This is a genomic window from Microvirga terricola, assembly GCF_011777495.1.
Lineage (GTDB): Bacteria > Pseudomonadota > Alphaproteobacteria > Rhizobiales > Beijerinckiaceae > Microvirga > Microvirga terricola.
The window spans coordinates 630,927-647,404 of the sequence record NZ_JAATJS010000003.1 but is presented as its reverse complement, the minus strand read 5'-3'; the positions used below and the strand labels follow the sequence as shown (position 1 = coordinate 647,404).

At 62.4% G+C, this 16,478-nt stretch carries 18 protein-coding genes; 7 read left to right on the top strand and 11 right to left on the bottom strand.

Going from position 1 to position 16,478, the window contains the following annotated elements; all coding sequences use genetic code 11:
* Positions 1-208: 208 nt before the first annotated feature.
* Complete coding sequence (locus HB375_RS11455) at positions 209-616, top strand: hypothetical protein (RefSeq protein WP_167673101.1); 408 nt, start codon at positions 209-211, stop codon at positions 614-616.
* A gap of 42 nt (positions 617-658) precedes the next feature.
* Here HB375_RS11455 and HB375_RS11450 read toward each other — a convergent pair whose 3' ends face one another.
* The 7 genes from HB375_RS11450 to HB375_RS11420 all read right to left on the bottom strand — a co-directional run bounded on the left by HB375_RS11450 (position 659) and on the right by HB375_RS11420 (position 8,213).
* Positions 659-1,201, bottom strand: coding sequence for an NUDIX domain-containing protein (locus tag HB375_RS11450; protein WP_246728446.1), 543 nt, complete (start codon positions 1,199-1,201; stop codon positions 659-661).
* A 72-nt stretch (positions 1,202-1,273) separates the two neighbouring features.
* Positions 1,274-1,897: a 2OG-Fe(II) oxygenase gene (locus HB375_RS11445; RefSeq protein ID WP_167673100.1), complete on the bottom strand. Its 624-nt coding sequence runs from the start codon at positions 1,895-1,897 to the stop codon at positions 1,274-1,276.
* A gap of 151 nt (positions 1,898-2,048) precedes the next feature.
* On the bottom strand, positions 2,049-3,569 hold the full coding sequence (gene ppx, locus HB375_RS11440; protein ID WP_167673099.1) for an exopolyphosphatase: 1,521 nt from the start codon (positions 3,567-3,569) through the stop codon (positions 2,049-2,051).
* A gap of 1 nt (position 3,570) precedes the next feature.
* The gene (locus HB375_RS11435) at positions 3,571-5,739 is read right to left on the bottom strand and encodes an RNA degradosome polyphosphate kinase (protein ID WP_246728476.1); all 2,169 of its coding nucleotides are present in this window, start codon (positions 5,737-5,739) and stop codon (positions 3,571-3,573) included.
* Between the two features lie 149 nt (positions 5,740-5,888).
* Positions 5,889-6,581, bottom strand: coding sequence for a P-loop NTPase family protein (locus HB375_RS11430; protein ID WP_167673097.1), 693 nt, complete (start codon positions 6,579-6,581; stop codon positions 5,889-5,891).
* Positions 6,574-7,656, bottom strand: a complete 1,083-nt coding sequence (locus tag HB375_RS11425) for an AI-2E family transporter (protein ID WP_167673096.1) — start codon at positions 7,654-7,656, stop codon at positions 6,574-6,576. Before HB375_RS11425 ends, HB375_RS11430 begins: the two co-directional genes overlap by 8 nt.
* A gap of 26 nt (positions 7,657-7,682) precedes the next feature.
* The gene (locus HB375_RS11420) at positions 7,683-8,213 is read right to left on the bottom strand and encodes a CDP-alcohol phosphatidyltransferase family protein (protein WP_167673095.1); all 531 of its coding nucleotides are present in this window, start codon (positions 8,211-8,213) and stop codon (positions 7,683-7,685) included.
* 163 nt (positions 8,214-8,376) lie between these two features.
* Between HB375_RS11420 and HB375_RS11415 the strand changes: the two genes are divergently transcribed.
* The 4 genes from HB375_RS11415 (at position 8,377) to purN (ending at position 11,469) form a co-directional block, all read left to right on the top strand.
* Complete coding sequence (locus HB375_RS11415; RefSeq protein WP_167673094.1) at positions 8,377-8,982, top strand: hypothetical protein; 606 nt, start codon at positions 8,377-8,379, stop codon at positions 8,980-8,982.
* Positions 8,983-8,990: 8 nt separating this feature from the next.
* On the top strand, positions 8,991-9,518 hold the full coding sequence (locus tag HB375_RS11410) for a hypothetical protein (protein WP_167673093.1): 528 nt from the start codon (positions 8,991-8,993) through the stop codon (positions 9,516-9,518).
* A 239-nt stretch (positions 9,519-9,757) separates the two neighbouring features.
* Positions 9,758-10,825 (top strand): phosphoribosylformylglycinamidine cyclo-ligase, encoded by a 1,068-nt coding sequence (gene purM, locus HB375_RS11405; RefSeq protein WP_167673092.1) that lies wholly within the window; start codon positions 9,758-9,760, stop codon positions 10,823-10,825.
* Positions 10,825-11,469, top strand: coding sequence for a phosphoribosylglycinamide formyltransferase (gene purN, locus HB375_RS11400; RefSeq protein ID WP_167673091.1), 645 nt, complete (start codon positions 10,825-10,827; stop codon positions 11,467-11,469). Before purM ends, purN begins: the two co-directional genes overlap by 1 nt.
* 51 nt (positions 11,470-11,520) lie before the next feature.
* On the opposite strand, the gene HB375_RS11395 is transcribed toward purN, so the two are convergent.
* The 3 genes from HB375_RS11395 to ndk all read right to left on the bottom strand — a co-directional run bounded on the left by HB375_RS11395 (position 11,521) and on the right by ndk (position 14,617).
* Positions 11,521-11,883, bottom strand: coding sequence for a hypothetical protein (locus HB375_RS11395; RefSeq protein ID WP_167673090.1), 363 nt, complete (start codon positions 11,881-11,883; stop codon positions 11,521-11,523).
* An 82-nt stretch (positions 11,884-11,965) separates the two neighbouring features.
* Positions 11,966-14,095 (bottom strand): molybdopterin-containing oxidoreductase family protein, encoded by a 2,130-nt coding sequence (locus tag HB375_RS11390; protein WP_167673089.1) that lies wholly within the window; start codon positions 14,093-14,095, stop codon positions 11,966-11,968.
* A gap of 99 nt (positions 14,096-14,194) precedes the next feature.
* Complete coding sequence (ndk, locus tag HB375_RS11385) at positions 14,195-14,617, bottom strand: nucleoside-diphosphate kinase (RefSeq protein ID WP_167673088.1); 423 nt, start codon at positions 14,615-14,617, stop codon at positions 14,195-14,197.
* A gap of 215 nt (positions 14,618-14,832) precedes the next feature.
* Here ndk and HB375_RS11380 point away from each other — a divergent pair, with 215 nt between their 5' ends.
* Entirely contained in the window at positions 14,833-15,237 is a 405-nt protein-coding gene (locus HB375_RS11380; protein WP_167673087.1) for a DUF2147 domain-containing protein, read from the top strand.
* A gap of 51 nt (positions 15,238-15,288) precedes the next feature.
* On the opposite strand, the gene HB375_RS11375 is transcribed toward HB375_RS11380, so the two are convergent.
* Positions 15,289-15,996 carry a glutathione S-transferase N-terminal domain-containing protein gene (locus tag HB375_RS11375; RefSeq protein WP_167673086.1) on the bottom strand — a complete coding sequence of 236 codons (708 nt, stop codon included), beginning with the start codon at positions 15,994-15,996 and terminating at the stop codon, positions 15,289-15,291.
* A 187-nt stretch (positions 15,997-16,183) separates the two neighbouring features.
* Between HB375_RS11375 and HB375_RS11370 the strand changes: the two genes are divergently transcribed.
* Entirely contained in the window at positions 16,184-16,435 is a 252-nt protein-coding gene (locus HB375_RS11370) for a hypothetical protein (protein ID WP_167673085.1), read from the top strand.
* Positions 16,436-16,478 lie beyond the last annotated feature (43 nt).

The following is a 16,478-nucleotide window of genomic DNA, read 5'->3' as shown; positions in this document are numbered from 1 at the left end:
CCTCGCCATCCTTGCTACTTTTACTGCCGTCGGAGCGGTTCAGCCTGCTCTGGCAGCTGACGAACTTCAACAACGGCAAAGGCGGGAAGCCATTGGGATCTTCCAAATCGCCCTCGGGGATTGGGACAAGAAACCGACGGTCTGCGAATTCGCGACGGAATGGCGCCGCTATCCCATCCCTCATTGGGTGGCCCGGAAGTACCTCGGATTGACGATCAACGCCGACATTTCACCACCCCATCACTGGATCAAGCTGACTGACGTTCTCGATCCGGCCGGTGCAATGGGGGAAATTTTTTGCGACGAAGAAGCGGCGAGAGGTAAGGAAGACGCGCTTCTGAAGGCCTACAAGGGCGGCGATGCCAGCTCCATGAAGCGGCAGGACGGTTCCTATGAACCGCTATTCGTGCGGCGGGCGGAGTTTACATTCCCCGTTTTCAACGCGACCTTCACGCGCGCGGTCATTTTCATACACACGGGTGAGAAGCGCTGGTTCCATGCGGCCGATGGAAAAATTTCGAAGTCCCCGGCAGACATGGCCGGGTGGGTGGAGATTTATCATAAACGGAAGGGTAAGTGGTTTCTCCGAGCACGCGAGGGGCTTTACATCACTTGAGCCGATGACCTCGTTACCATTCGGCCCATGAATCGGGCCATCTTAAAGCAGCCCCTTCAACCGCAGCAGCCCCAGGGCCGCGGCCGTTGCGGCGTCTTTGATCACGCCTTCGAGGATCATGGCGTTGACCTCGGCGATGGGGAAAGCGCGGGAGATCATGTCCTGCTCTTCCCGCTCCCGGTCCGCCGCGCCGGTCTCAAGGCCCTCCGCCAGATAGATGTTGTAGCCTTGAGTCGAGTAGCCGTAGCACTCGAAGAGGTGGCCGACATGGCGCATGGACCGCGCGGTCAGACCGGTTTCCTCGCGCAGCTCCGCGCGGGCGAGATCGAGCGGATCGGTGTCCGGGGCCTGCTCCCACGAGCCTTGTGGAAGCTCCCAATAGCGGCCCTGGACCGGATAGCGGTATTGCTCGACGAGATGGATCATTCCCTGATCGAGGGGCACGATGACCGCAAAGTCGGACTTTTCGACCACGCCGTAGATGCCTTGTGAGCCGTCCTTACGGGTGATGGAGTCTTCCCGTACTCGCATCCAGCGGTTCTCATAGACGATGCGGGTTGCATTGGTCTTGATGTCAGGCGGCATGACGTCGTCCAAAAAAGAAATGGCCGGGACATGCCCGGCCATGACAGCGAAAGTATTACGCGGGAGCGCTCCTTAGCGCCCAAAAATGCCCTTGAAGAACTGGGCGACCTTGTTGTTCTTCTTCTTGCGTTCCACGTCGGCCTGGCTCTTGACCCAGGCGATCTGGACGACGCGGCGCTCTCCCGAGAACGGCAGATGGCCGTGCCAGGAATTGTCCGAGCGCAGGAAGGCGAACATGGTGCCCATCATCGGCGGCACTTCGAGCTTGTACTTCTCGTAGTCCTGGCCGTCGTAGAGAACGCGCAGGCGGCCGCCGTCATCCTTCTCCCACTCGTCGTTCATGTAGACGAGCATGGTCATGACCTTGGACGGGCCATCGGTGTGGATCGCGCCGTATTTCGGCTGCGAGCGCTTCATGATGGTGGTCAGGCGCGGATAAGGGTGGAGATCCAGTCCGAACTTGCGTGACAGCTCCTCGGTGAGCTCCGGACCCTCGAGTTCTTCGATCAGCTGCTTGAACCTGCCGTGGAGCTTGACCTCGTCGACCGTCAGGTAGCCCGGCTTGGTGATGTCGGGGAAGTCACGGCGCAGATCGTCGATGGCGGATTTTTGCAAAAATTCCGGCGCTAGAACGTAATTGTAAGGATCGCGCGAGGCTTCCGCCGCCCGCAGAGACGCGAGGTTAATCAGGCTCATCATGTTCTCCCACAGCCCATCGCTTAGGTTGCAGCGACGGTTATACGTTCCAGACGCGGTTGTAAATTTACATCCGCGCCTGTCACGCCCAGGCCGCTATCTCTGAACAAACTTTGGCTGAAGTAAACCCGCGGCGAACAGGAAAAACCGCTTAGCGGACGATCTCGATCACGGATTCCATGTTCAAAAGCTTGGCGAGAGCCCGGACGCGCCCGGCGAGGCGCTCATTGGCCAGAGACTCCAGCGCCGCCGGGAGCCGCAGAACGATCTGATTGTCCCGCGCGAGTAATGACGCCTGCGGCAGAACGCCCCCCATCCCGACCGAGACCGGATAGGCCACCCGCATCATGGCTGCGAGCAGGCGCGCGCGTTCCATCAGGCGCGCCCCGGCCAAAACCTTGATCCGCGAACCGACCTTGTCGGGAGACAGGCCCTCATGCCGGAAGAAGATGGCAAGGGCGAGATAGGCCCGCCCCGGATGGTCGATCCCGGCAAAGGCACCGTAGGCGATGAGGTTGAGGCTCTGCTCGCCCCGATAGTCGGGGTGAGCGCGCCAGCCGATATCGGCGAGGAGACAAGCGGCATGGCGCAGCCGGTGTTCGGTCTCCGTTTCGGGCAGGCCGAGGCTCTCGATGAACCGGTCGGTCCAGTCGCATAGCTCCTCGCCATGGCGAGGCGAGCGCGAGCGCAGAAAGTTCAGATCGGTCGCCGACGATAACAGGGGGTCGAGCCGCTGCGCCTCCCCGTCGAGCTTGTCGAACAAAAGCCCTTCGCGCACGCCGTAGGCCGAAATCGCCACGTCCTTCGGACGACCGAGGCGGATGATCTCTTCCAGAAGGATCGCGCCATAGGCCAAAAGCGGGCGGCGAGCCTCGGAAATGCTCTCGATGTCTTTGAGCGCCTTGGTATCGACCTCCTCCACGAGATGCAGGAAGTCGAGCCCGTCATCCGGGTTGATGAAGTAGCTGTGCATCACATGGAGCGGATAATCCCGCGCCGCTTGGTGCAGGCGCGCGAGAGCGCGCCAGGTGCCGCCGACCGCGTAGAAGGTGCGGCCGTTCAGGTTTTCGAGATATTCCGGCGCGCGGGCCAGGGCGGCCCGGACGATCTTCTGCGCCTTCTTCAGCGAGCCGCCGCTGAGGTCCTGCAAGGCGAGGCCGCCGAGGGGCATCGTGACGCCCTCCCCGACCGAAAAGCCGTTGACATCGACGAGTTCCAGGCTGCCGCCGCCCATGTCGCCCACGATGCCATCCGGCGCATGGAAGCCAGCGACCACTCCGAGGGCCGAAAACTGCGCTTCCTTGGCACCTGAGAGCAGATCGATCGGCTGGCCGCAGGCTTCGGACGCAGCTTCCAGAAAGGCCGGCCCGTTCGACGCATCGCGCGCGGCGGCGGTCGCCAGCACATAGATGTCAGAGACGTGCATCGTCTCGCACAACACCTTGAACCGGGCGAGCGCGCGCAGGGCGCGATCCACCGCATCGTGATCGAGACGCCCGGTCGTCGCCACCTGGCGACCGAGGCCGCAGAGCACCTTTTCATTATACATCGGCGTAACCGCGCGCGCTAAACCCTCGTACACCACGAGGCGCACGGAGTTTGAGCCGATGTCGATGATCGCGACGGGGCGGCCGATTTTGAGCCGTCCCGGAGCCTCGAAACCTTGGGCCATGTCAGCGTTGCCCGCGCTTTGCAAGTGCCTTGGGGCTTGATGTCTTGAGCGATTTTCCACGTCCCGACAAGCTTGGATTCGTCATGAAATACTTGTGGGCGTTGAACGGCTCCTCGCCCTTCGTAGGTACGATCCGGCGACTGGTGCCATCGGGCAGCACCGTCCAGCTCTGTTCGTTGTCGAGGAGGTTCGCCAGCATGATCTGATCCAGCACCTGCTGATGCACGGTGGGATTGACCACGGGCATCAACGCCTCGACGCGCCGGTCGAGATTGCGCGGCATGAGATCGGCGGACGAGATGTAGACATGCGCCTTCGGGTTCGGCAGTCCCTGGCCGTTGCCGAAGGCGTAAATGCGGGTGTGCTCCAGGAAGCGCCCGACGATGGACTTGACGCGGATGTTCTCCGACAGGCCCTTGATGCCGGGACGCAGGCAACAGATGCCGCGCACGACAAGATCGATCTGCACGCCGGCAGCGCTCGCGTCATAAAGCGCATCGATGATGACGGGATCGACGAGCGAGTTGCACTTGCCCCAGATCGCTGCCGGGCGCCCGGCCTTCGCGTGGGCGACCTCCTCCTCGATATGCTGGAGCAGGCGCTTCTTCAGCGTCAGCGGCGACACCGCCATGCGCTCCATCTCGGCAGGCTCCGCATAGCCAGTGACGTAGTTGAAGATGCGGGAGATATCGCGCCCGATCACCGGATCGGCGGTGAAGAAGGACAGATCGGTATAGATGCGCGCCGTGATGGGGTGATAATTGCCGGTGCCCACATGGCAGTACGTGATGAGCTGCCCGCCCTCGCGCCGCACGATCATCGACAGTTTGGCGTGCGTCTTCAACTCGATGAAGCCGAACACCACCTGCGCGCCCGCGCGTTCGAGGTCACGCGCCCAGCGGATATTGGCCTCTTCGTCGAAGCGCGCCTTCAGCTCCACCAACGCGGTGACGGACTTGCCCGCCTCCGCCGCTTCGGCCAGCGCCGCAACGATGGGGGAATCCGACGACGTGCGATAGAGCGTCTGCTTGATCGCGACCACGTTCGGATCGCGCGCCGCCTGACGCAGGAACTGCACCACCGCGTCGAAAGACTCGTAAGGATGATGGACGATGATGTCCTTCTGCCGGATCGCCGCGAAGCAATCCCCGCTATGCTCGCGGATGCGCTCGGGGAAACGCGGATTGTAAGGCTTGAACTTAAGATCCGGCCGGTCGAGCGCGACGAGCTGGGCGAGATCGTTCAATCCCATCATGCCCTCGACGACGAACATCTCGTCGCTCGCGATTTCCGATTCCTCGGCCACGAACAGGCGCAGGTCTTCCGGCATTGCCGCCTCGACCTCGAGCCTGATGACGCTGCCGCGACGGCGTTGCTTGAGCACGGACTCGAACTGGCGCACCAGATCTTCCGCCTCTTCCTCGATTTCCAGATCGGAGTCGCGAATGACGCGGAAAGCGCCCTGCCCCTGCACCTCGTAGCCGGGGAAGAGACGGCTCGTATAGAGCACGATGACCTGCTCCAGCGCCATGAAACGAGTCGAGCCCGTTTCCGCGAAATCCGGCAGGCGGATGAAGCGCTCGGCGCGCGACGGCAGGCGGATGAGCGCGTTCAGCACCTTGCCGTCGCTCTTCCGCACAAGCTTGAGCGCAATCGACGAGCCGAGATTGGGAATGAACGGGAACGGATGCGCCGGGTCGATGGCGAGCGGTGTCAGGACTGGGAAGATGTGATTGAGGAAATAATCCTCCAGCCAGGTCGCTTCCGGCTTCGTCAGCCCCGCCCCGTCGACGAGCACGATGCCTTCGTCCTCGAGCGATTTTTTCAATTCGCGCCAGCGTCGCTGCTGGTCGGACGCCAAATGCGCAACCTCAACCGCGATCTTGGCAAGCTGGTCTTGCGGAGTGAGGCCATCCTGCGACGGCGTCGCCACGCCGGAGCGCACCTGCCCGCGCAGGCCCGCGACACGGACCATGAAAAATTCGTCGAGGTTGTCGGCGGAAATCGACAGGAAGCGCAATTCTTCCAGCAGCGGATGATTGCCGTTGGAAGCCTCCTCCAGCACGCGCCGGTTAAACTGAAGCCACGACAATTCGCGATTGATGAAGCGTTGCGGGAACTGTCTCAGCACCGCGCCGTCAAGCTCGATGTCCGGCGGAGCCTTCGGCAGCGGCGCCTCGCTGACGACAATTTCCGTCTCTTTCAACGCCAAGGCACTTTTCACGTCGCCCTCCGCCGCCTTTTTGGTCGAGGTCCGTTTTGCTTTGGACTTCGTGACGGTTTCACGACGGTTGGGTGACAAGACTTCCGGCTCCAGCTTCACTCGATCTCATCCGCTTCCTGCGCCGCACCCAGCATTTCCGCCGCAATGGCGCGGGAAACGCGCCGCCCCCGGCTGAGGGCCTCCTTGTCGAGAAGGGTCACGAGTTCCGCCGCCCTTGCCAGCGACCGCTCGATCCGCAGCGCGATGTAGTCGACCACACTGGTATCGACCACGAGCTGCCGGTCAACAAATAGCTTCACCAGCACGGCTTTCAACAAGGCGTCGTCGGGCGCGCCCAGCGACACGCTCGGCGCGAGACGCAGGCGCGAGAGAAGGTCCGGCGTGCGGATGTTCCAGCGATCCGGCGGCGTCTCCGATGTCAGGAGAAGGAAGGCCTTTCGCTCTCGTGCGAGGTTCAGCAGGTGGAACAAAGCCGCCTCGTCGCGGTCCGCTTCATCCATGTCCTCGATGGCGAGCGCGCCGTTGGAAATCAGGTGAGGCACCTTGTCCTGCGTGACCTCGAAGGCGTCGATGGTCCAGGCGTGGGCGCTCTCCGCCCAGATAGCGGCCAGGTGGCTCTTGCCGCTGCCGCGTGGACCGGTGAGAAGGAGAATGTTGTCCGGCCATTCCGGCCAACTTTCGATCAGCGCATAGGCCTGCTCGTTCGACGGGCTGACCAGAAAATCCTCCCGCCCGTATCGGGGGTCGAGCGGCAGGTCGAAGGCGAGTTGCCGGGGAGCCTCACGCATCGATGTCAACCTGCCCGTTGCCGCGATAGAGCGGGCTGGCGAGATATTGCTTCAGGGCAAAGCGCGCAATCACGCCGAGCGCCGCCGCGAGCGGAACCGCGAGTATCAGACCGACGAAGCCGAACAGCGCGCCGAAGGCGAGCAGCGCGAACATCAGCCAGACCGGATGCAGCCCGACGGATTCCCCGACGAGCTTGGGCGACAAAATATTGCCCTCGACGAACTGGCCGAACACGAACACTCCGAGCGTCGCGAGGATCATCGTCCAGTCCGGCCAGAACTGCACGATGGCAACGCCGAGGGACAGGATGAGGCCCGTGAGCGACCCGACATAGGGGATGAAGCTCAATAGGCCCGCGGTCATGCCGATCATGCCGCCGAAATTCAGCCCGATGATCGAAAGGCCGATGGCGTAGAACGAGCCGAGGATGAGGCACACCAAAGCCTGGCCGCGCACGAAGCCGGCAATCGCCCGGTCAATGTCGCGAGCGATGGCGCGCACGGTGTCGCGCTGCTTCACCGGCATCCAGGAATCGATGGTCGCGACCATGCGGTCCCAGTCCACGAGCATGTAGAAGGCCACCACCGGCGTCACGACGAGCAGGGAGAAGATGCTGAGCAGCGCTTGGCCGCCCGACCACAGGGATTGCAGGAAGGTCCCGATCCACGCGATGCCCTGCGAGATCAGGTTGCCGACCGAGGTCTGCATTTCCTGCAGCGCCCGCGAACCGCCGAGCCGTTCGATCAACGGCCCGCCCTGCTCCGCCGCAAGTTGCTGGAGCCGGGCCACATAGCTCGGCAATTTCTCGACGAAAGCCCCCACCTGCTGCGCGGCGAGCGGCACGAGGATGACGAGGGTCAGGATGAAGATGAGGACAAACAGAACGAGGATGACGAGGCTCGCCCCCAGCCGCCCGATGCCGAGCTTCTGCATCCGGTCCGCCAGCGGGTCGAGCAGATAGGCCAGCGCAAAGCCCGCCACGAAAGGCAAAAGGATGGTGCGGAGGGTGAACAGCATGAGGCCGAGCACCACCAGCGCCGCGATCCAGAATGCGATCTGCCGTTGGATCGTCATCGTCCGCCCAAACTCCATCCGCAGCCTCAACTCGACATATGTCGCAACCAGCCTCCGAGATAGGCACCGGCAGAGGCGACGGTCAAGGCGGCGACAACCAGCATGGCCACCTCATCGAACCCGCCAAGGTCGACCCCGTAGGCATTGGCTGCCAGCGCATAGGCCGCGAAGGCCAGTTGCGCCAGGGTGTTAAGCTTGCTGACGAGAAGCGGCTTGATCGTCACCGGACGGCTCATGACCCAAGAGAGCATCACCGCCGACACGATCATCACGTCTCGCGAGACGACGACGATGGCGAGCCAGCCGGGGATCGCCCCGACGATGGCCAACGAGACATAGATCGACACCAGCAAAGCCTTATCGGCCAAGGGGTCGATATAGGCCCCGAACTCGCTCTGCATGTTGAAATTGCGGGCGATGAAGCCGTCGATGGCGTCGGAGACGCCGGCCACCACAAACAGAATGAAAGCCGTCTCCCATCGCTGCTGCATGATCATCACGATGACAAGCGGAACGATGATGAGCCGGGCGATGGTGATGAAGTTCGGAATGGTCATCGGTAGGGATGATGGCGTCTCGGACTGCCAAGTTCAATGTCAGGTTGGGGACGGCTGGGGATAAGGGCGATGGAAGCGCCGCCCGCTCCGGGTGGAGCCGCTTGCCCGCTCCCGCGACCTCATCCATTCTCACGTTATCTCATTCGAAAAATGCGAGGGCACCATGATCGGCCGGGCTTTCATCCTTCTTGGGGCTATTCTGGCCCTCTCGGCCTCCGCCTTTTCATCCGCGCCCGCCTGGGCGCAATCGAGCGTCCAGCAAGAATCCTCTGACACAATCGATGGCTTCCCTTTCCCGGACGCGATCAGTGGTCACGCTCGCGGGCAGATGCAGCGGTTTCCGGGGCCGGGAGGCTTCGGCTTCAGCGTGCGCTACAAGAGCCAATCCGGCTGGGCCGACATCTACGTCTATGACCGGGAGAAGGATCTCTCCTCAGCCAGGCCCTCGGATCTTGCGGAAGAGCTGGCTACGGTCCTGCGCGAAATCCAGACCATGAGCGAAATCGGCCGGATCAAAAATCTTGCCGTCAAAAAAGTGACGACCAACGCGAAGACTGCCTCCGCAGCGACATCCTATACGGTCAACAGCATCAATCTCGCCTCTTTCGCCTTCGTGACCGTTGCTGGCGGCAAGTTCGTGAAGATCCGCTATTCGACGCCCCAGCAGAAGGAGGCCGAAAAGACGGCGACGAAATTCCGGGATGATTACTTTTCTCGCCTGAAATCCCTTCCCCAGCCGAAACAGCGCGGCGATCAGCAGTCTATTTGAGGCAGCTCGTGCGTTTCATTCCCATGCCCGGACGCTCCGTTGCCCGCCTCGGCCTCATCGCAGGCCTCGCTCTTCCGCTGTTGGCGCTATCGCTTGCGCCTGCGGAGGCATGCCGAGGCAAAGGCTTTGAGGAGATGGAATCCTCGTCCGTTGTCGAAGACTTCCAGTTTCCGGACGAGCTCAATGGCCTCCGGCGCGAGAAGATGCGCGAGTACACGTGTGTCCGGCACGGTCGGAATTTCGGTGTTCTTTATAAGCGTGAAGATGTTGAATTAGCCGAAATTAAGATCAACTTATACGAACAAAAGTTTTTTGCTTTAAGCAAAGCGCCAGAAAACACACTTGATATTGCCAAATATGCATCGGAATTCGCGCGCCGCGAACTGGAATTAAGATCTATGTTGAACCCAGAATTAAGATTTCGCCTCATTGACAGCCAATACTTGGAAAAACAACATATATACACTATTCATATACAACTGAAGCAACCGAGTATGAACTGTTCAAATTTGCAACACCAACCCAAAACAAAGTAATTGAAATAGAATACACAACATCCAACAAGGAAGGCGCTTCTGGTAGAGCTCGCTCATTCTATGAGCGCTATATCGCACAATTAGCGGCGCCACGGCCTTAGGCAAAAAGCTCGCGAGCGCCTCTTCCCCTTTAGGGAGGAGCTCAGGACCCGCCCCCCAGGAATACCCCCTCAGCGGCGCAATGCCCCTTGCTTCCGGCCCCCTCTCGCCTTACTGCCCCAGCAACACGGGGTATGCCGATGACCGAGAAACTGAAGAACGGCCTGACCTATGCGCAAGCGGGCGTCGATATCGACGCGGGCAATGCGATGGTCGATCAGATCAAGCCTCTCGTGCGCGCCACGCGCCGCCCCGGCGCGGATGCCGAGATCGGCGGGTTCGGCGGGCTGTTCGACCTTAAGGCCGCTGGCTTCAAGGACCCGATCCTGGTCGCCGCCAATGACGGCGTCGGCACCAAGGTCAAGATCGCCATCGATACCGGCATTCACGACACCATCGGCATCGACCTTGTGGCCATGTGCGTGAACGACATCATCGTGCAGGGCGCGGAGCCCCTGCTCTTTCTCGACTACTTCGCCACGGGCAAGCTGGAGCCCTCCGTCGGCGTCGACATCGTCAAGGGCATCGCCGAAGGCTGCCGCCTTGCGGGCTGCGCGCTGATCGGCGGCGAGACGGCGGAGATGCCGGGCCTCTACGCCCGGGGCGACTACGACCTTGCGGGCTTTGCCGTGGGCGCGGCGGAGCGCGGCACGCTTTTGCCGAAGGAGGTCAAGGTCGGCGACGTTTTGATCGGCCTGCCTTCTTCAGGCGTCCATTCCAACGGCTTTTCTCTGGTGCGCCGCATCGTCGAGGCGTCCGGCCTCGCCTGGGACGCTCCTGCCCCCTTCGCGCCGGGCCGCACCCTCGGCGCGGCCCTGCTCGACCCCACCCGCATCTACGTGAAGCCGCTTCTGGCCGCCCTCAAGGCGACGGACGGCATCAACGCGCTGTGCCACATCACCGGCGGCGGCTTCCCCGACAACATTCCGCGCGTCCTGCCCGCGGGTGTCGGCGTGCGGCTCGATCTTAACGCCATTCCCGTCCCGCCCGTGTTCGGCTGGCTTGCCAAGACCGGCGGCGTGGTCGAGGCCGAGATGCTGCGCACCTTCAATTGCGGCATCGGCATGATCGTGGTCGCGGCCGCCGACAAGGCCGACGCCGTCATGGCGAGCCTGCGGGACGCTGGCGAAAACCCCATCCACATCGGCGAGACCATCGCGCATGAGGATGGCGAACCGGTCAAAACCTCCGGCAGCCTGACGCTCTGATGACCCGTCGCATCGCCATTCTGATCTCCGGGCGCGGCTCGAACATGGTCTCGCTCATCGAGGCCGCCCATGCCGCGGATTTCCCCGCCGAGATCGCCCTCGTGCTCTCCAACCGTCCCGATGCAGGCGGCCTGGACCGGGCGCGGCAGGCGGACATCGAGGCACTCGCCATCGATCACAAGGCCTATTCCTCCCGCGAGAGCTTCGAACAAGCGCTGGACGCCTCCTTGCGCGAGCGGAATATCGATTTCATCTGCCTTGCGGGCTTCATGCGCGTGCTGACGCCGTGGTTCGTGGAGCGCTGGGCGGGCCGGATGCTGAACATCCACCCCTCCCTCCTCCCCCTCTTCCGCGGCACACACACCCACCAGCGCGCGCTGGAGGAAGGCGTGCTCGTGCACGGCTGCACGGTGCACTTCGTGGTGCCGGAGCTCGACGCCGGCCCCATCGTCGCCCAGGCGGTTGTTCCGGTCGTCCCCGGAGACACGGAAGATACGCTCGCAGCGCGCGTCCTGATGCAGGAGCACGCGCTCTATCCTCAGGCCCTGCGTCTCATCTGCGAAGGCCGCGCACGGCTCGAAGGTGGCAAGGTGGTTTTCACTAACGCCTGGTCCGCCGAAGGCTCTCTGCGCTCGCCAAAATAAGGCGCGCCGAACTCCCGACACCTCCCAGATCGAATGGAAATCGCGGACGGATTACAGCGTCGGCCGCTGCAGCTTGCAGGCGTCGATGGCGCCGAACGCCTTCGCGCGGGCCCCGTCGTTGAAAACGCCCGTGTCGCGATAGGCCTGCACCTCATCGCTGCTCAAGGAGCGCATGGTGCGTCCCGCGTAACAATCGCATTTGCGGGAGAGCGAGACTTCGCTGACGCTTTGCATCCGCGCCTGGGTCACGGAGCAGGCCTGGCGCACACGCGCCTGCAACTCGCTGAGGCTCGCGGTCTTCAGCGCCGGATCGGGTTGATACACCGTCGGCGTGGTGGAGGCGGCGGCAAAGGCGGCTGTTACGGAGGCCGCAATCGCGGCAGCGGCGAGCGTCGTGCGAAGAATGAATGTCATGGGAAACCCCGAGGGCGAAACGAACCTATCAATCTTAAGGATAGGCTTGGCTTCGCAGGATCAAGGGGCGAGGAAGATACCCTTAAGCTTTCGCCGATGTCGCGGCTTCCCATTCCCCTCCAGGCGCCTGCTTGTTCACCGCAACGCGGTTGTCGTGAAAGGCCGCGCCGCCATAGGGCGCGGGTTGATCCGCGCCAGTCAGCGTGTTGATGCCGCGTCCAAAAGGATGCGCCGCATTCGGCCAGATCGACTCCGCGATCACGACGCCACGCCGCACACCATCGAACAAGCGTGCCCGCGAAAAGACCTCGCCGCGCTGGTTCTGCAGCTTCACCCAATCGCCGTCTGCGATGGCGAGCGCTTCCGCATCATCCGGATGGATCATCACCTCCGGTCGCCCCTCCTTCGCCTGCGATGTCGGGGTTTCGTTGAAAGTGGAATTGAGGAAGTTTCGCGCCGGGCTTGTGGCGAGGCGGAAGGGGTAGTCCTCCGTTGCTTCCTCGATCACGGGCCAATGATCCGGCAGCGAGGGCATTTTGGCCCACGGCCCCATCGGCCCGTTATTCTTGTTGGGCACCTTGGTCCAATCCGGCTTGAAGCGGAACTTGCCGTCCGGATAGCCGAACCCGTTGAGATAATGCGCCTCCTCGAAGGAGGGCTGCGCATCCACATGGATCTGCCGTTCCAGGTTCTCCAGCGTGCCCCAGCCGGAGTTCTGGAGCGTCCAGTCGATGATCTGGCGCGGCGCCATCTCGAACCCACGATGCTGCGCGCCGAGGCGCTTCGCCAGATCGCGGATGACCTCGTGGTTCGAGCGGCACTCGCCCGGCGGGTCGATCAGCTTCGGCCCCAGCTGGAAATATTGATGCCCGCCGCCCTGGTAGAAATCGTCATGCTCCATGAACATGGTCGCGGGCAGCACGATATCGGCCATGAGCGCCGTCTCGGTCATGAACTGTTCGTGCACGCAGACGAACAGGTCATCCCGCAAGAAACCCGACTTCACCAACTCCTGCTCCGGCGCGACGGAGACCGGATTGGTGTTCTGAATCAGCATTGCCTTCACCGGAGGGCCATTGAAGAGAGCCGTCGCATCGCCTGTCAGCACGCGGCCGATCTGCGATTGATCGAGTCTGCGGATCGTGGGGTCGATGGCGTCATGTCCCTCGATCAGCGCCTTGTTCCAGTGATAGATCGCGCCGTTGTTGTGGAATGCGCCGCCACCTTCGTATTTCCAGGCTCCCGTCACTGCCGCGATGGAAGCCGCCGCGTGCATGTTGACGACGCCGTTGCGCTGGCGTCCGAAGCCGTAGCCGAGGCGGAAATAGGTGCGCTTTCTCTCCCCCACGAGTTTGGCGAAGGTCTCGATCTCTTCGACGGAGAGCCCGGTGATTGCGGCGGCCCAGACCGGATCGCGGCTTTTCAGATGCTCTTCCAGCTCACGCGGATGGTCGGTGTAGCGTTCGAGATAATCCCAATCCGCATAGCCGTCGCGGAAGAGCACGTGCATCACCGCGCAGGCGAGCGCGCCGTCCGTGCCCGGCTTCACGAGCAGCGCCATGTCGGCCTGCTTCATGGTGGCGTTCATGTAGATGTCGATGGCGACGATCTTCGCGCCGCGTTCCTTGCGGGCGCGCATCGCGTGCGTCATCACGTTGACCTGGGTGTGCACCGGGTTCGTGCCCCAGATCACCACACAATCCGACACGGCCATCTCGCGCGGATCCGGCCCCGCGAGCTTGCCCGTCCCGGCGATGTAACCGGTCCAAGCCATGGTGGTGCAGATGGTGGAATATTGGCCCGAATACTTTTTGACATGCCGCAGGCGGTTGATGCCGTCGCGCATGACGAAGCCCATCGTGCCCGCGTAGTAATAGGGCCAGACGGATTGCGCCCCGAAATCGCGCTCGGCCGCCAGAAACCGATTGGCCACGATGTCGAGCGCCTCGTCCCACGAAATGCGCTCGAACTGCCCAGAACCCTTCGGCCCGGTTCGCCTCAGCGGGTATTGCAGCCGGTCGGGATGATGGATGCGCTCGGCATAGCGCGCCACCTTCGCGCAGATCACGCCCGCCGTGTAGCTGTTGGTCTTCGCCCCATGCACCCGACCGATGGACCGGCCATCGATGACCTCCACGTCGAGCGAGCATGAGGACGGGCAATCGTGCGGGCAAACGGAGGTGCGGCGATCGATGCGGGGAGCTTGATTCATGGCGGGCGCATGATGGCGGTGAGCCCTGGAAAAGAAAAGGCCGCCCGAAGGCGGCCCTTTGAGGTCTTATAGTCACCCAGGCGGGGGCCAAGGTCGGCGTTAGCCGACGATCTCGTTGCCCGAGAAGAACTGGGCGATCTCGATCTTGGCGTTGTCGGTGCTGTCCGAGCCGTGCACCGAGTTCTCGCCGATGGACTTGGCGTAGAGCTTGCGGATGGTGCCCTCAGCAGCGCTCTCCGGGTTGGTGGCGCCCATGATCTCGCGGTAGCGGAGCACCGCGCCCTCGCCTTCGAGAACCTGCACGACGACCGGGCCGGAGATCATGAAGTCCACGAGCTCACCGAAGAAGGGACGCTCCTTGTGGACCGCATAGAAGGTCTCAGCCTCGCGGCGGCTCATGAGAATGCGCTTCTGCGCCACGATGCGCAGGCCCGACTTTTCGATGACGGCATTGACCGCGCCGGTAAGGTTACGGGCGGTCGCGTCGGGCTTGATGATGGAAAAAGTGCGCTCGAGGGCCATGACTGTTCACTCTTGAGGTCAAAATGTGGAAAGTGCCGCGCTTATAGCCGCGCTTCCGGCCCCTCTCAAGCGCCTTTTCGCGCCTGCGAAGCCCCTTGCGAAAGGGAAACGCTCGAGCCCCCTTTAAGACCGCAATCTCCCTTTTCCCGAAAAATGCGCTAATGTTCTCGAAAGAGCCGGCGTCAGGATGAAGACCGGCACTTCGGGAGTGAATCATGAAATCCGCCACGCTTGCCGGCCTCGGCCTGCTTCTTCTTGCTGGGGCCGTGAACGCTCAGCCCGCCGATCCCAGCGGAACCTACCTCAGCGAAAGCGGCGAAACCCGCGTGAAGATCGCCAAATGCGGCTCGGCCTATTGTGGCACCATCGTCAGCGTCCAGGGCGAGGCCAAGGACGTGAACAACCCGGATGCCTCTCTGCGCAGCCGCAATCTCGTCGGCGTCCACATGATCACCGACATCCAGCCCGCCGGCGACGGATTTTCCGGCCAACTCTACAACTACAAGGACGGCAAGACCTATACGGGCAAGATGAGCTTCCAAGGCCAGGCCATGAAGCTCTCCGGCTGCGTTTTCGGCGGCCTGATCTGCCGTTCGCAGACCTGGACGAAGGTGAATTAGAGACCGGATCGGGGATGGATGGCCGGGACATGCCCGGCCATGACAGGCCCTTTACCGCGCCCGCTGTCCGAACAGGACCGCCTGGACCTTCGGGTCCGTCAGGTCGGTCTTGCCGCGCTCCTCGGCGCTGACCGTGATGCCGCGCTGGACTGCGGGACGCGCGAGCACGGTGTCGAGCCAGCGCTTCACGTGCGGGAAGTCCTCGATGTTCTGGCCCTGGCGCTCCCACAGCTTCGCCCAGGGCAGGATAGCCATGTCGGCGATGGAATACTCGCCCGCCACGAATTCACGGGTCGCAAGCTGCTTGTTCAGGACGCCATAGAGCCGGTTGGCCTCGTTGGTGTAGCGGTCGACGGCGTAAGGGATCTTTTCCGGCGCATAGATGCGGAAATGATGCGTCTGGCCGAGCATGGGGCCGAAACCGCCCATCTGCCAGAACAGCCATTGATCGACATCGACCCGCTTGCGCTCGTCCTGCGGATAGAACTGGCCGGTCTTGCGACCGAGATATTGCAGGATCGCGCCGGATTCAAACACCGAGATCGGCTGGCCGCCCGGCCCGTTCGGGTCCACGATGGCGGGCATCTTGTTGTTGGGCGAGATCGCCAGATATTCCGGCTTGAACTGGTCACCCTTGCCGATGTTCACCGGATGGACCGTATAAGGCAGCCCCGTCTCTTCCAGCATGATGGAGATCTTCCATCCGTTCGGAGTCGGCCAGTAATAGAGATCGATGGGCTGTTGTGCGGAACCCGCCATAAAACGCCTCTTCAAGTTCGTGACATCGTCTGATGCCGGAACTTAAGACATATGATCGATCGGCGCACGACTCCAGGCGAAATCCGGTGGATAGGCCGCATGCCTCCCCGGCCGCGCTTGCATGTTTCAATATTTCACTATGAGATGAACCCTAGCCGCCGTTCCGACGGCATCTGGGAGTTTTTTGATGACGAACCGCGTTCTCCGCACTGCGCTTGCCGCCGCCACCGTGCTGTCGCTCGCCTGGCCGCTCGAGGCTCTGGCTCAGGATGCACCGAAGAAAGAGCCGACCGCCGGCCAACTCGCCGCCCGCGAGCGGATGCACAAGTGCAGCGCCGAATGGAAGGAAGCCAAGGCCAAGGGCGCCGTCGCCAAGGATGCGAAGTGGCCGCAGTTCTGGAGCGAGTGCAACAAGCGCCTAAAGGCTGGGAAGGCTTAAGACGACAGCGTGCGTGATAGATAAACGGTCACGCACGCGTCCC

Bases quoted from the DNA above. Each gene is read 5' to 3' on its own strand.
- HB375_RS11375 (WP_167673086.1), bottom strand. From the start codon at position 15,996: ATGGCGGGTTCCGCACAACAGCCCATCGATCTCTATTACTGGCCGACT.
- ndk (WP_167673088.1), bottom strand. From the start codon at position 14,617: ATGGCCCTCGAGCGCACTTTTTCCATCATCAAGCCCGACGCGACCGCC.
- HB375_RS11425 (WP_167673096.1), bottom strand. From the start codon at position 7,656: ATGACGATCCAACGGCAGATCGCATTCTGGATCGCGGCGCTGGTGGTG.
- HB375_RS11420 (WP_167673095.1), bottom strand. From the start codon at position 8,213: ATGACCATTCCGAACTTCATCACCATCGCCCGGCTCATCATCGTTCCG.
- HB375_RS11370 (WP_167673085.1), top strand. From the start codon at position 16,184: ATGACGAACCGCGTTCTCCGCACTGCGCTTGCCGCCGCCACCGTGCTG.
- HB375_RS11445 (WP_167673100.1), bottom strand. From the start codon at position 1,897: ATGAGCCTGATTAACCTCGCGTCTCTGCGGGCGGCGGAAGCCTCGCGC.
- purM (WP_167673092.1), top strand. From the start codon at position 9,758: ATGACCGAGAAACTGAAGAACGGCCTGACCTATGCGCAAGCGGGCGTC.
- HB375_RS11390 (WP_167673089.1), bottom strand. From the start codon at position 14,095: ATGAATCAAGCTCCCCGCATCGATCGCCGCACCTCCGTTTGCCCGCAC.
- ppx (WP_167673099.1), bottom strand. From the start codon at position 3,569: ATGGCCCAAGGTTTCGAGGCTCCGGGACGGCTCAAAATCGGCCGCCCC.
- purN (WP_167673091.1), top strand. From the start codon at position 10,825: ATGACCCGTCGCATCGCCATTCTGATCTCCGGGCGCGGCTCGAACATG.
- HB375_RS11450 (WP_246728446.1), bottom strand. From the start codon at position 1,201: ATGCCGCCTGACATCAAGACCAATGCAACCCGCATCGTCTATGAGAAC.
- HB375_RS11415 (WP_167673094.1), top strand. From the start codon at position 8,377: ATGATCGGCCGGGCTTTCATCCTTCTTGGGGCTATTCTGGCCCTCTCG.
- HB375_RS11395 (WP_167673090.1), bottom strand. From the start codon at position 11,883: ATGACATTCATTCTTCGCACGACGCTCGCCGCTGCCGCGATTGCGGCC.
- HB375_RS11380 (WP_167673087.1), top strand. From the start codon at position 14,833: ATGAAATCCGCCACGCTTGCCGGCCTCGGCCTGCTTCTTCTTGCTGGG.
- HB375_RS11430 (WP_167673097.1), bottom strand. From the start codon at position 6,581: ATGCGTGAGGCTCCCCGGCAACTCGCCTTCGACCTGCCGCTCGACCCC.